Source organism: Polaribacter marinaquae, from assembly GCF_038019025.1.
GTDB classification, from domain to species: Bacteria; Bacteroidota; Bacteroidia; order Flavobacteriales; family Flavobacteriaceae; genus Polaribacter; species Polaribacter marinaquae.
Map to the genome: position 1 here is coordinate 320851 of NZ_CP150496.1, position 13627 is coordinate 334477.

The window sequence follows — 13627 nt, forward strand, 5'->3', positions numbered from 1 at the left end:
AAAAAAGGAAACCAATTTAATTTGGTTTCCTTTTTTTTATGTGAATTTTTGAAGTTAGTTTTTTAACGGACTAATAATTTTTACATCAGAAAATGAAATTGCACCTCTAACAACACCATCAATAGTTTTCTTTAAAGCTTCTATTAATTGCATTTTTAATTGCGATTTATGATAAATTAAACTTACTTCTCTCGCTGGTGGCGGATTTGTAAATTCTCTTAAATGGCTTTTATCTGTTGCGTTTAAATCTAAAGTATGTAAATAAGGTAACAATGTCATGCCCAAACCTTCTTTAGATAGTTTAATTAATGTATCAAAACTACCGCTTTCTAATTGAAAACCTTTTTTATTATCTTGTTTATGAGTTCTACATAAATTAATAACACTGTCTTTAAAACAATGACCATCTTCTAATAACAAAATATCTTCCATTTCTAACTCATCTGCAGTAATTTGTTTAGAATCAAATAACCTGTGGTTTCTTGGCACTAAACCAACAAAAGGTTCGTAATATAAAGGTCTTTCTTTTATTGCTTCATTTTCTAAAGGCGTTGCTGCAATTGCGGCATCTATATGTCCGTCAGTTAACTTTCTAACAATATCTTCTGTTGTTAATTCTTCGATAATTAATTTTACTTTCGGATATTTGTTAGTGAAATTTTGCAAGAACATTGGTAACAACGTTGGCATAATTGTAGGTATAATTCCTATTTTAAATTCACCACCAATATATCCTTTTTGTTGATGTACAATATCTAAAATTCGGTTGCTTTCATCAACAATAACTTTAGCTTGTTCTACAATTTTTCTACCAACCTCTGTTAGTTCAATTGGTTTTTTAGATCTATTAAAAACTTTTACGCCTAATTCATCTTCTAATTTTTGTATTTGCATACTTAAAGTAGGTTGTGTAACAAAGCTATGTTCTGCTGCTACCGTAAAATTTTGGTATTCTGAAACAGATAAAACGTATTTTAATTGAGTAATAGTCATTTATATAAGAAATTTTGATAAAGATATTAAAACTATCAATAATTATTATCTAATAAGGGGTTTAATTTTGATTAAATTTGATGTACACTTAAAAGAGAATAAAATGAGCAAATCAATATTAGGATTAGATAAAAAAGACAGTGCAAATTTAGTTGATAATTTAAACGGATTATTAGCAAATTTTCAAATATATTACCAAAATTTAAGAGGTTTACATTGGAACATCAAAGGAAAAAATTTCTTTGAATTACATGTAAAGTTCGAAGAGTTTTATACAGATTCGCAAGTTAAAATAGATGACATTGCAGAAAGAATTTTAACATTACAAGGTAAACCATTACACACATTTACAGATTATTTAGAGGTTTCTTCTGTTGCTGTTGGTAAAGATATTTCTAACGATGTAGAAGCAGTAGAGCTTGTTGTAAATTCATTATCAGAATTATTAAAAATTGAAAGAGATATATTAGATTTATCAGATAAAGCAGATGATGAAGGTACAAACTCTATGATGAGTGATTTTATCGCAGAACAAGAAAAAACAATTTGGATGTTAAATTCTTGGTTAGGAAAATAATCAATAATAACATAAAATATAAAAGGGAGCAATTTGCTCCCTTTTTTTTATTTCAATAAATAAGAAAAACCAAACTCGTAACCCGCGAATGTGTAGCCGCTATTTGGTTGTTGTGTATCTAAGTTAGAAACATGACCAATATTGCCACCAAAGTATATAAACGCCTTTTTAAATGGTTTATAAGAAAGCCCCAAAGAAGCATTTTCTATAAACGTAAAACCTTTTGCCAAACGCTCTGTTCTTTTATTTATGGTAGCCAAACCTAAACCAAGAGTTACTTGGGCATTTAATTTCTCAAATATTTTTTGTTCTATAAGTAAACCAAACTCTAAACCATACAAATTTATTGACTTTAAAGCTGTAAATTCAGCTCTTTTAGCTTCATAATTATCTTCATCTGGTGTTACAAATTGTTCATTTATAAGTTGATGTTTGATCGTTTGTTTTTGCGGTTGTACAATTAAATCAAAATCTAAAGATTTCCATTTTCCTAAATCATAAAAAACCTGAAACTTATAAACATCAGCAGTATAAGTATAGTCTTTATCAGCAGATAAAAAACTATCTTCATCTACATTATTGTACAAAAAACCAATTTTTTTAAAATTTAAAATCCCTTTTTTTGTTTGTTGTGCAGTACACATCAATGTAGAAAAAATAAAGACTAAGAGTACTTTTTTCATTATGTTTTCTTAGCTAAACATTTTAGCAACTTTCTCTGCTTTTCTGTTCTCAGAATAATCATAAAAACCTTCATCAGATTTTACACCCAATTTACCAGCCATTACCATGTTTACTAAAAGTGGACAAGGAGCATATTTTGGGTTTTTAAATCCGTCGTATAGAACATTAAGAATAGACAAACAAACATCTAAACCAATAAAATCTGCCAATTGTAAAGGTCCCATTGGGTGTGCCATACCTAATTTCATTACAGTATCAATTTCTGCAACACCAGCAACACCGTTATATAGAGTTTCTATAGACTCATTAATCATTGGCATTAAAATTCTGTTTGCTACAAAACCAGGATAATCGTTAACCTCTACCGGAGTTTTCTTAATTTCTTTAGATAAATTCACAATCGTTTCCATCACAGCATCAGAAGTATTATAACCTCTAATAATTTCTACCAACTTCATAATCGGCACAGGATTCATAAAGTGCATACCAATAACCTTTTCTGGTCTATTAGTTACAGCAGCAATTTGAGTAATAGAAATAGACGATGTATTGGTAGCTAAAATTGTTTTTTCACCACAAACTTCATCTAATTGTTTAAAAATTTTAGATTTTAACGCTACATTTTCTGTAGCAGCCTCAACAACTAAATCAACATCTTTAACTCCGTTTTCAATTGAAATAAAAGGAGTTATGTTATTTAAGGTAACAGTTTTATCTGCTTCAGAAATTTTTTCTTTAGCAACCATTCTATCAAGATTTTTAGTAATAGTTGCAATACCTTTATTTAAAGCAGTTTCAGAAATATCTATTAAGTGTACATTATAGTTAAATTGCGCAAAAGTATGGGCAATTCCGTTACCCATTGTACCAGCACCAATTACAGCGATATTTTTCATCAATATTTAATTTAAAATTTATTTTTGGGCGTTTAAACAGGCTTTCGCTACTCGCTTTTTTAAAATTTATTTTAAAAAATTTTAAAAAGAGCTCAAACAAACCGCTCTATCCTTAACGCACTTGTTTGTTAAGTTTTAGAAACAATCTATAATCATTTGTGCAACTCTTAAAGCTTCTGCACCTTGTCTTAAAGAAACAACAGGTTTAGTGTTGTTATGAATAGCATCTGCAAAAGATTCTAATTCATCTAAAATAGCATTGTTATTTTCTACTTCTGGATTGTCGAAATAAATTTGCTTTTTTACACCTTCTGCATTTTGCAAAATCATTGCAAACTCATCAGGTTTGTTTGGCACGTCTTTCATTCTAACAATTTCAGATTTTTTCTCAAGAAAATCAACAGAAATGTAAGCGTCTTTCTGAAAAAATCGTGTTTTACGCATATTTTTCATTGAAATTCTACTTGCCGTTAAATTGGCAACACAGCCATTTTCAAACTCTATTCTTGCATTTGCAATATCTGGTGTTTCAGAGATTACAGAAATTCCGCTAGCGTTTACATTTTTTACTTTAGAATCTATCACAGAAAGGATTATATCGATATCATGAATCATTAAATCTAAAACAACCGGCACATCTGTACCTCTTGGGTTAAATTCTGCTAATCGATGTGCTTCGATAAACATTGGTGTATCAATTTTATCTTTTACTGCAGTAAAAGCTGGGTTAAAACGTTCTACATGCCCAACTTGGCCTTTAATATGAAACTGACTCGCTAAAGTTTTAATAGCTTCTGCTTCTACAACGGTTTTAGTAATAGGTTTTTCAATAAAAATATGTCTACCGTTTTCAATGGCAAGTTTAGCACACTCAAAATGCGATAAAGTTGGTGTAACAATATCTACAACGTCTACAGCTTTTATTAAATCTTCTATCGAATCGAATAATTTATACCCAAATTCTTTTGCAACTTTTTCTGCATTTTCTTTAAATGGGTCAAAAAAACCAACAAGTTCATATTTATCCGATTGTTGTAGTAAACGTAAATGAATTTTACCAAGATGTCCTGCACCTAAAACGCCAGCTTTTAGCATATATGTATTATTTTTTTTGAATTAATAGCTGTTGTTGTAGCATTTAAATTAAAAACAATAGTGAATAATGTTGTTTTTAAATGCTTTAAAATTTCTATTTTTTTAATAGAAAAAATCAACGAAAACAAAGATACAATTTTATAATATTGTATTTAGAATTATTACTATTTTTAGACTTTAGAAATTATTAAATTTGAAAGACACATCCAAACATCAAGGACTTAGAAATCAATTAGCTGCTGTTTTAGAAGCAAAAGGTATTACCGATAAAAATGTTTTAAATGCGGTTAGAAAAATACCAAGACATTTGTTTATAGATTCTAGTTTCGAAGCTCATGCTTACCAAGACAAAGCTTTTCCTATTGCTGCAGAACAAACAATTTCTATGCCTTATACAGTTGCTTTTCAATCTGAAACTTTAGAAATTAAACCCGGAGAAAAAGTTTTAGAAATTGGTACAGGTTCTGGTTACCAAACGGCTGTATTATTAGAATTGAAAGCAGAAGTCTATTCTATAGAAAGACAAAAAGAGTTGTTTAAAAAAACGTCTTTGTTTTTACCAAAAATAGGTTACAAACCTAAGAGATTTATTTTTGGTGATGGTTACAAAGGTTTAAAAGAAAAAGCACCTTTTGATAAAATTATAGTAACAGCAGGTGCACCTTATGTGCCAAAAGCTTTATTAGCACAAGTTAAAGTAGGAGGGAAGTTGTTGATTCCCGTAGGAGACAAAACTCAAATTATGACATTATTTATAAGAAAATCTGCAAAAGAATTTGAAAAACATGAACTTGGTGATTTTGCATTTGTACCCATGTTAGAAGAAAAAAACTAATAAAAAAGCCGATTAAAATTTAATTTTAATCGGCTTTTTTATTTCTATTTAGCTCTTTCCCAATAGGCAGTTTTACCAAAGAGTGAAACACCAATATATCCTCTAAGTTTTAGCTTATTAGCATTCACTAATTTAATATAGCATTTGTACGTTTTACCATTTCTTGGATCTATAATTTGTCCTCCAGACCATTCGTCATCATCTTTTTCTAATCCAGATAAAATATCTAAACCTAAAATGGGTTTGTCTTTATATTCACCTTCACAATCAACACAAAGCGCATTTTTTCTAGCCGGATTTAATATTTCTACAACTTTTGCATATGCTTTGCCATTTTTTTCATAAACTTCTAATACAGAATCAACTGTACCTGCTTCATTTTTAGAATTCCATTTTCCAAAAATTGTTTGCGAATTGATAGAAAGTACTAATGACAAAAATAAAAATGTAAAAAATGTTTTTTTCATGTTAAAAAAGTATTGAATTCATATTAAAATGGATTTAAAAATATAAAATATTTTAGAATATTGTTGTTAAAGTTTTATAAACTCGCATCAAAATTTTCATTCCATTTGTTTTGAACACGTAAAACTTGTTCTATTACATCTCTAACACAACCTTCACCACCTTTTTTGTAAGAAATATATTTAGCTACTTGTTGTATTTCTTGAACAGCGTCATTTGGGCATGCAGGCATACCTACCAATTCCATTACAGGAAAATCTGGTACATCATCACCCATGTATAATACGTTTTCGGCTTTCAAATCGTATTTTTTTACAAGTTCTTTATATTGTTCTATTTTGTTATGAGCACCAAGGTAAATATCTTCAATACCTAAAGCTGCTAATCTTTCTCTTACGCCTTCATTTGTTCCGCCAGAAATTATACAAACTCTATAACCTTTATTTAAAGCATTTTTCATGGCATAGCCATCTTTTACATTCATATGTCTTACCAATTCGCCATCTGGCATAATTGTTAACATTCCGTTGGTTAAAACTCCATCAACATCAAAAATAAAAGTATTAATTTTTGGTAATAATTGTTTATAACTCAATTCCATAATTATATTGTAATCTTTATTTTTTATTCAGGTTTATTCGATTTCTGAATAGATTTGGTTAGTATTTTATAAATAGTTTGCTGTTCTTTAGAAAGTAAATCTAAATGATTTTTAATAGTTTCAGTATCGTTTCTTACTGCCGGACCTGTTTGCGCACTAGCAGGTTTTAACTGTTTAATTTTAGATGCTGTTTCATCTATTAAAGGTTGTAAAATTTCAAATGGAACATTATTTGTGTCGCAAATATCTGCGCCAATTTTGTATAAATGGTTTGTAAAGTTATTTACAAAAACGGCCGCAACATGTAATGTTTTTCTTTGTTCTGTAGTAATATTATAAATTTTGTTACCAATGCTTTTTGCAAGTTTTTCTAGTAGAATGTAATCTTTTTCAGTTTCGGCTTCTAAACAAAATGGTACTTTAGAAAAGTCTATTTCTTTGTCTCTAGAAAAAGTTTGCAACATATAAAAAACGCCTTTGCGAGTTTTGTTCTGTAAATTATCCATAGAAAAACTACCAGAAGTATGCACAACAAAACTATTTTCTATTTTAGAAGAAACTTCTTCTATCGCATTATCTGAAACGGCAATAATTGTAATATCTGCTTTAGGGATGTTACTTAAATTTCTAGAATTAATTTTAATAACATCAATAGTTTTAGCTTTTAAAAAAGCTTTGTCTAAATGATGTGCTACGTTTCCGTTTCCGATAATTACTGTTGATATCATTATAGCGAAGATATTATAAATTTATATAATTTTAGAATTGCTTTTACTAAATTAGCTGATGTAAATTTATCGAAATGAAAGAAAACAATAAACCAGGAATAAATACCATTTGTGTACATACTGGAGAAGTTAAAGATGAACAATTTAAAGGTGCAGTTTCACCAATGTATATGTCTACTTCTTATGCTTTTGACGGTGTAGATGTAAAACGATATCCTAGATATTTTAATACACCTAATCAAGAAATGCTGTGTAAAAAAATTGCAGCTTTAGAAAAAACAGAAGATGGTTTAATATTTGGTTCTGGTATGGCGGCAATTTCTGCTGCTATGTTTGCTTTTCTAAAATCTGGAGATCATGTAATTATTCAGCAAGTTATTTATGGCGGAACCTATAATTTTATTGTTTCTGAATTTGATAAATACGGAATTGAATATTCTTTTACAGAATCTGATACTATAGAAGATTTTGAATCGCTAATTAAAGACAATACGAAAGTTTTATATATAGAAACACCTTCTAATCCGTTGTTAGGAATTACAGATTTAGCGGCAATTTCTAATTTAGCTAAGTCAAAAGATATTTTAACAATGATAGATAATACTTTTGCATCTCCTATCAATCAAAATCCTGCTGATTTTGGCATAGACATTATGTTACATTCTGCTACAAAATATATGGGTGGTCATTCAGATATTTCTGCAGGTGCCATTGCTGCTAGTAAAGAACATATTGCACATATCTGGAATACCGCAATCAATTTTGGTGGTAACTTAAGCGATCAAACAGTTTGGTTATTAGAAAGAAGTTTAAAAACGTTAAATCTTCGTGTAAAAGAACAAACTAAAAATGCCGAAGTAATGGCATTGTATTTAGAAGCTAATTCAGATATCGATCGTGTATACTATCCTGGTTTAAAAAGTCATCCGCAGCATGAATTAGCAAAAAAACAAATGAAAGGTTTTGGCGCTATGTTGTCTTTTGAGTTGACAAACGGAATTGATGCAATGGATTTCCAAAATAATTTAAAACTTATTAAACCTTCTATGAGTTTGGCAGGTTTAGAAAGTACAACAGTTAGTCCTGTGCAAACTACACATGCTTTATTAAGTGAAAAAGAACGTTTAGAAAGAGGTATTAAAGATGGATTAATTCGTTTTTCTGTTGGTATCGAAGAACCAAAAGATTTAATTGAAGATATTGAACAAGCAATACAAAAAGCTAAGAAATAAGAGCTTTTTATAAAATTGAAAGAATGAAATTAGACATATTAGCTTTTGGAGCACATCCAGATGATGTAGAGTTAGGTTGTGGTGCAACAATAGCAAAAGAAGTTTCGCTAGGTAAAAAAGTAGGAATTGTAGATTTAACTCAAGGTGAATTAGGCACGCGAGGTTCTGCAGCGTTAAGAATGATTGAAGCAAACAAAGCAGCAGACATAATGGGTGTTTCTGTAAGAGAAAATTTAAAATTTTCTGATGGATTTTTTATAAATGATAAAAAACATCAACTAGAAATTATAAAAATGATTCGTAAATACAAGCCAGATGTTGTTTTATGTAATGCTATTGATGATAGGCATATCGATCATGGTAAAGGAAGTAAATTAGTTTCTGATGCTTGTTTTTTAAGCGGATTAATAAAAATTGAAACTACTGTTGATGGAGAAATTCAAGAAAAATGGCGTCCAAAGCAAGTGTATCATTATATTCAATGGAAAAATATTGAACCAGATTTTGTAATTGATATTACTGGTTTTATAGAAAAGAAAACCGAAGCAGTTTTAGCTTATGGATCTCAATTCTTTGATCCGAACAGTAAAGAGCCAGAAACACCAATTACTAGTAAAAATTTTATAGATAGTATAAATTATAGAGCAAGAGATTTAGGAAGATTGATAGGAGTAGAACACGCAGAAGGTTTTACCTCAGAACGTTACGTTGCTGTTAAAAATTTAGATAAATTAATTTAGTTTTTTGTTGTTTTAAATTAAAAAATATTTTTATATTTGCACCCGCAATTATATGGTGGTTGTAGCTCAGTTGGTTAGAGTATCGGTTTGTGGTACCGAGTGTCGCGGGTTCGAGTCCCGTCTTCCACCCAAAAGTAGAAAGCTTCTTAGAAATAAGAAGCTTTTTTTGTGCTTCAAAAATTATATAAAATTTTAAAAATTAGGTTTTTACCTGTTGAATTTGTAAATTTAGTTGCCCAACCTAAAACTGAAATTATGACTTTACAACAAAAAATGGTTAAGAAAATTAATGATTTTGGAGGAATAGATCCAATTGTTAATTTTTTAGAGAAGTTTAAATTAACTGTTAAAGATGAAGATCGAATTTATTTTAACAATATTATAGATTATTTTTCTTTATTATTTGAACAAGAAGTACCAGTAGAGCAACATGCCGTAACCTACAAAGAGGCTACTTTAAAATCTATAGAAGTTTTAAGTTATTATAATGATTTAAAAAAATCTGAAACTCTATTTTTTTTAATAAAATTAATTCAATTTAAATTAGAAGCGGTATCAAATATTAAAGGATTAGCTTCCTAAGTTTTTAGTATCTTTTTTTAATTCTGATACCAATTTAGAATTGTCTTGATCAATTCTTCTCAAGATATTCTTTGCGTTAGTTTTAGAAATTAATTCTTCAATATTTGATAATCTTTGATTCATTTCACTAGTAATTTTATCAAAGCGCTCCTTTACTATGTTTGAAATATATGTATCTATGGGGGTAGATACTATATTTTGGGGGACATAGTTATTTGTATATTTTCCTTTACCTGTTAATAACCATATTGGGTCTACACTTGTAATGTTATCTATAATGGCAAAAAGGATAGTTTCGTTTGGTTTTTTATTATAATTTAATACTGCACTTACCAATTGTTGCGACACACCAATCAATTATGCAAATTTTCTTTGATTTAAACCTACATCATTGTAAATTTCTATTATTCGATCTGTCCTTTCCTTATCTTTTACCTTCATTACAAATTATTTATATGTAAATGTAGTAAAAAAATACTACAAATGAAGATTTTTAAGAATATTTATTACTTCATTTTTTTTTCTAACAGATACAGGAATATTAGAATTATCAGCTAAAATTAAATAACCACCATCAGATTTTATAAACTCTTTTATATAAAAAGTATTAATCAAATGACTTTGATGTACTCTTAAAAAACCAATATCTTTTAATAAATCTGCATAAAATTTTAAGGTTTTTGATACTAAAATTTTCTGGTTATCAATTAAATAAAACGTAGTATAATTATTGTCTGACTTACAACGAATAATATCTTTAATATTTACAACAATAATTTTTTCTGATGTATGTAAAGAAATCTGTTCTAAATTAGTATTGGGTTCTTTTATAGCTTGCTTTAATACTTGTAATTGCTCTTTTTTAGGTTGAATTTGCTGTTTAGCTTTTTTAATAGAATTAGCTAAATCTTCATTAGAATAAGGCTTAAGTATATAATCTATAGCAGCAAATTTAAAAGCTTTAATAGCGTAAGCATCACTTGCGGTTACAAATATGATTTTTGATTGTAAATCAGGAAAGATTTCTAAAATATCAAAACCTGTTCCGTCGCCCAACATAATATCTAAAAAGAGAATATCTGGTCTTGTTTTACGTAGAAGTTTTGCTGCTTGTACAACAGATTTTGCAGTACCAATAATTTCTATTTCTTTGTGATACATAGAAATATCTGATTCTAACATTTCTAAAGCTAAAGAATTATCTTCTACTAATATGGTAGTAAGTTTATTCATTTTAAGATTTCGATAACTTAAAAACTGTAATTTCTGGTCTTACATTAAATCGAACTTGATACAAATTACCTAAAGCTCTATTGATATATAATGTTCGTCCGTCGAATAAATCTATTTCACCAGCGTTGTATCTTTTATTTTCTACGGGTAAAATTGGCGGATTTAAAAAAGGAGGTTTCACTTGTCCGCCATGAGTATGACCCGAAAGAATCCAACCTTTATAATTATTCCAAACATCTAAATCACATACATCAGGATTATGACAAAGCATAACATTTGCTTTTTTTGCATCATATTTAGAAGTAATTTTTGTGGGATCAAAATTTAATCCCCAATAATCATCAATTCCCATAATATTCAATCCATCAAATTCTTTTTCATCATTGATTAAAATTGTAATTCCAGCTTCTTCTAATACATTTGTTATAGCATCAGCAACATGTTGTTCTACCCAATCGCCACCATAATCATGATTTCCTAAAACACCGGCAGTTCCTAACTTTCCTATAACTGTAGATTTCATAACAGTTTGTAATTGTTCTAATTGCTCTTCATTTTCATAAGAAACAAAATCGCCAGTGTACACTACAAAATCGGGTTCTAATAACTTTGCTTTTTCGAAAGATTCGATTACATAATTATAATTAAACCTATTACCAACATGAATATCGCTAATTTGCATTAGCGTTTTACCTTCTAAATGATCTGGTAAATTTTTTATAGGCATATTTACATGAACAAATTCTAACCAAAAAGGCTCTACTTGCCAAGTATATAAACCACCAATTAAACTAGCGCCAGCGGCACCTAAAAGTGAATTTTTTATAAATTTTCTTCTTTCCATTTTAATTTAATAATCTGTTTTTAGAGGAATTTTAAATGAAATTTTTGTTCCGATGCAATTTGATTCTTTAAAAATTTCTTTAGCAGTAAAAACATTGTATTTGGATAAATTTTCTATTCTTTCTTTTGTTACTTTAAAAGCCACAGAAGTATGTTTTTTTTCTGAATTATTAGTTGTGTCATGGTAAATACCGATACCATTATCTATTATCGAACAATGTAAAAAGGCCTGTTTTACATCAAAAGTAATAAGAATATTTCCTTTTCTGTTGATTTTGGAAATTCCGTGTTTGATTGCGTTTTCTACAAAAGGTTGCATTAACATAGGCGGAATCAAAATTTCTTCGGCATCAATTCCGTTTAAATTTTCTTCAATAAAAAAATCAAAATTCTTAGAACTCATTTGTTGTTCTAATTTTAAATAATTTTTTAAAGTTGTAATTTCTTCTTTTAAACTAATTTCTTCTAATCTAGAGTTGTTTAAAACACTTCTTAAAAGTACAGAAAAACTAGATATTGTTTCGTTTAACTCTTGTTTTTTTTCTGAATTACCTAATGCTTTAATTCCGTTTAAAACGTTAAAAATAAAGTGAGGATTCATTTGTAACTGTAAAGCTTTTTGCTCTAAAGTTTGCAAATGATTTTTTATCTCTAAGTCTTTAATTTTCTTTTGATTGCGTTTATTTACTTTTTTTAGATGCATTTCTAAAAAGAATATTGCAATTAAAAGAAAGGCAATTGCACAAATAATGTAAAACCATAATTCTTGATAAATTGGTTTTTTAATTATAAAACTAAAGCTTTTAAAACTATTATTTTTATTATTTTTAAATCTTGCTTCTGCAACAAATTGATAACTACCAGGTTTTAAATTGGCAAAATTTATTTGGTTTATTGCTTGCCAAGGAGAAAATTTATCCCCCAATTTATAGCGATATTCTATTGTTTTATCAGAAGAAAACACATTGCTATTTAAAGCTATAGAAATATTATTACTAAATGAATTTAAGTGTAATTTTTTTGTGTAATTATTTAAGTTAATGGTATCTAAACTCTTATAATTAATTAAGACTTTGTCAATATATAAATTCGGTTTTAAAAGTGATTTTTTATTTTTCTGAATGTAAAAACTATTTTCTGTAGCTAAAAATAAATTACCTTCAAAATCTTCAAAAATAGCTGTTATAACATTCGAATTGATATTACTATTGTATTTATTAATTCTTTTTTCAAAAATGAAATTTTCAGCATTCAAAACATCAATACCAGTTTGTTTAGAAAACAAATACAATTTATCAGTAACAACTTCGAAATTAAATTCTTCATCAGAAGTATACTTTTCTATTAATTGATTATTCGGTTTTAACTGAAAAATAGTTCGCTTATTTTTTAAAACAAATAATTTATTTTGATACATTTTAAAAGTACTAAAATTTCCTTTTGAAAGTAGAGTAATTGTTTTTGGATTAAATAAATCTGATAAAATCCAAAGTCCGCTATTAGAAGCAACTATAAAATTATTATCATAAAAAATGATATCGTTTATTATAGAAAAATCTAGATTATAGGTGGTTTTTAATGGTTGCAGATAATTCCTATTAAAATAAAATATACCATGGTTAGAGGCAACATAATATATGTTTTTGTGTTTGAAAATTTTGTTGACACCTTTAGCTTCAAAAGAAAAAATATTACTTTTTGTAATTAAAGAAAGGTTATTACTGTTTCCTATAAAAACTGAATCATTATTAATAAATAGGGCAGTACTTAAACTTGATTTAATTGCGCTATTTTTAAAGCGATTAGAAATAAATTTTCCGTTGTAATTTAATAAATCTTTGTTAGTTCTTAACCAAATTGTATGGTTGTTGTCTTGAGTAATTTCAAAAATTGAAGAAGTATCGAAATTCTTAAAAGCTGTAATTTCCTCGAAAACGGAGTCTTGTGAAAAAACACTAAATGGTAAACATACTATTAGAATTAATAGTACTTTTTTTAAGTATAATTTTCTAAAAATAATTAAATTAACAATGCTTTTTTTCATTAGAACAAACTTACTAATTTAAACGCCATTACACCATTTTAAATTTTGGGTAATGACGTTTATTACAACTACTTTCTCT

16 protein-coding genes and 1 tRNA gene are annotated in these 13627 nt (G+C 28.0%); 6 read left to right on the forward strand and 11 right to left on the reverse strand.

The window, feature by feature from the left end:
• Positions 1–54: 54 nt before the first annotated feature.
• On the reverse strand, positions 55–993 hold the full coding sequence (locus WG950_RS01500) for a hydrogen peroxide-inducible genes activator (RefSeq protein ID WP_079736688.1): 939 nt from the start codon (positions 991–993) through the stop codon (positions 55–57).
• 103 nt (positions 994–1096) lie between these two features.
• Here WG950_RS01500 and WG950_RS01505 point away from each other — a divergent pair, with 103 nt between their 5' ends.
• Positions 1097–1570, forward strand: a complete 474-nt coding sequence (locus tag WG950_RS01505) for a Dps family protein (protein ID WP_340933686.1) — start codon at positions 1097–1099, stop codon at positions 1568–1570.
• 47 nt (positions 1571–1617) lie between these two features.
• Here WG950_RS01505 and WG950_RS01510 read toward each other — a convergent pair whose 3' ends face one another.
• The 3 genes from WG950_RS01510 to WG950_RS01520 all read right to left on the reverse strand — a co-directional run bounded on the left by WG950_RS01510 (position 1618) and on the right by WG950_RS01520 (position 4245).
• A complete protein-coding gene (locus WG950_RS01510; protein ID WP_340933687.1) occupies positions 1618–2253 on the reverse strand; it encodes an acyloxyacyl hydrolase in 636 nt (211 codons plus the stop codon).
• Positions 2254–2262: 9 nt separating this feature from the next.
• Complete coding sequence (locus WG950_RS01515; protein ID WP_340933689.1) at positions 2263–3150, reverse strand: 3-hydroxybutyryl-CoA dehydrogenase; 888 nt, start codon at positions 3148–3150, stop codon at positions 2263–2265.
• Positions 3151–3285: 135 nt separating this feature from the next.
• Positions 3286–4245 carry a Gfo/Idh/MocA family protein gene (locus tag WG950_RS01520; RefSeq protein ID WP_340933691.1) on the reverse strand — a complete coding sequence of 320 codons (960 nt, stop codon included), beginning with the start codon at positions 4243–4245 and terminating at the stop codon, positions 3286–3288.
• A gap of 193 nt (positions 4246–4438) precedes the next feature.
• Here WG950_RS01520 and WG950_RS01525 point away from each other — a divergent pair, with 193 nt between their 5' ends.
• On the forward strand, positions 4439–5080 hold the full coding sequence (locus WG950_RS01525; protein ID WP_077809418.1) for a protein-L-isoaspartate(D-aspartate) O-methyltransferase: 642 nt from the start codon (positions 4439–4441) through the stop codon (positions 5078–5080).
• A gap of 44 nt (positions 5081–5124) precedes the next feature.
• On the opposite strand, the gene WG950_RS01530 is transcribed toward WG950_RS01525, so the two are convergent.
• The 3 genes from WG950_RS01530 to WG950_RS01540 all read right to left on the reverse strand — a co-directional run bounded on the left by WG950_RS01530 (position 5125) and on the right by WG950_RS01540 (position 6874).
• Entirely contained in the window at positions 5125–5547 is a 423-nt protein-coding gene (locus tag WG950_RS01530; RefSeq protein WP_340933694.1) for a DUF2147 domain-containing protein, read from the reverse strand.
• A 74-nt stretch (positions 5548–5621) separates the two neighbouring features.
• The gene (locus tag WG950_RS01535) at positions 5622–6146 is read right to left on the reverse strand and encodes an HAD-IIIA family hydrolase (protein WP_340933696.1); all 525 of its coding nucleotides are present in this window, start codon (positions 6144–6146) and stop codon (positions 5622–5624) included.
• 23 nt (positions 6147–6169) lie between these two features.
• A complete protein-coding gene (locus WG950_RS01540) occupies positions 6170–6874 on the reverse strand; it encodes a DUF2520 domain-containing protein (protein WP_340933698.1) in 705 nt (234 codons plus the stop codon).
• Between the two features lie 74 nt (positions 6875–6948).
• Here WG950_RS01540 and WG950_RS01545 point away from each other — a divergent pair, with 74 nt between their 5' ends.
• The 4 genes from WG950_RS01545 to WG950_RS01560 all read left to right on the forward strand — a co-directional run bounded on the left by WG950_RS01545 (position 6949) and on the right by WG950_RS01560 (position 9428).
• Complete coding sequence (locus WG950_RS01545; RefSeq protein ID WP_340933699.1) at positions 6949–8106, forward strand: PLP-dependent aspartate aminotransferase family protein; 1158 nt, start codon at positions 6949–6951, stop codon at positions 8104–8106.
• Between the two features lie 23 nt (positions 8107–8129).
• Positions 8130–8846, forward strand: a complete 717-nt coding sequence (gene bshB1 / locus WG950_RS01550) for a bacillithiol biosynthesis deacetylase BshB1 (RefSeq protein WP_340933701.1) — start codon at positions 8130–8132, stop codon at positions 8844–8846.
• A gap of 54 nt (positions 8847–8900) precedes the next feature.
• Positions 8901–8976: transfer RNA gene (locus tag WG950_RS01555), tRNA-His, on the forward strand.
• A gap of 125 nt (positions 8977–9101) precedes the next feature.
• Entirely contained in the window at positions 9102–9428 is a 327-nt protein-coding gene (locus WG950_RS01560; RefSeq protein WP_340933703.1) for a hypothetical protein, read from the forward strand.
• On the opposite strand, the gene WG950_RS01565 is transcribed toward WG950_RS01560, so the two are convergent.
• The 4 genes from WG950_RS01565 to WG950_RS01580 all read right to left on the reverse strand — a co-directional run bounded on the left by WG950_RS01565 (position 9417) and on the right by WG950_RS01580 (position 13548).
• Positions 9417–9785 carry a hypothetical protein gene (locus WG950_RS01565; RefSeq protein WP_340933705.1) on the reverse strand — a complete coding sequence of 123 codons (369 nt, stop codon included), beginning with the start codon at positions 9783–9785 and terminating at the stop codon, positions 9417–9419. The two genes, WG950_RS01560 and WG950_RS01565, sit on opposite strands and share 12 nt — an antisense overlap.
• Positions 9786–9905: 120 nt before the next feature.
• Positions 9906–10661, reverse strand: a complete 756-nt coding sequence (locus WG950_RS01570) for a LytTR family DNA-binding domain-containing protein (protein ID WP_340933707.1) — start codon at positions 10659–10661, stop codon at positions 9906–9908.
• A 1-nt stretch (position 10662) separates the two neighbouring features.
• Positions 10663–11505 carry a metallophosphoesterase gene (locus tag WG950_RS01575; protein ID WP_340933709.1) on the reverse strand — a complete coding sequence of 281 codons (843 nt, stop codon included), beginning with the start codon at positions 11503–11505 and terminating at the stop codon, positions 10663–10665.
• A gap of 6 nt (positions 11506–11511) precedes the next feature.
• On the reverse strand, positions 11512–13548 hold the full coding sequence (locus WG950_RS01580) for a sensor histidine kinase (protein ID WP_340933710.1): 2037 nt from the start codon (positions 13546–13548) through the stop codon (positions 11512–11514).
• Positions 13549–13627: the final 79 nt, after the last annotated feature.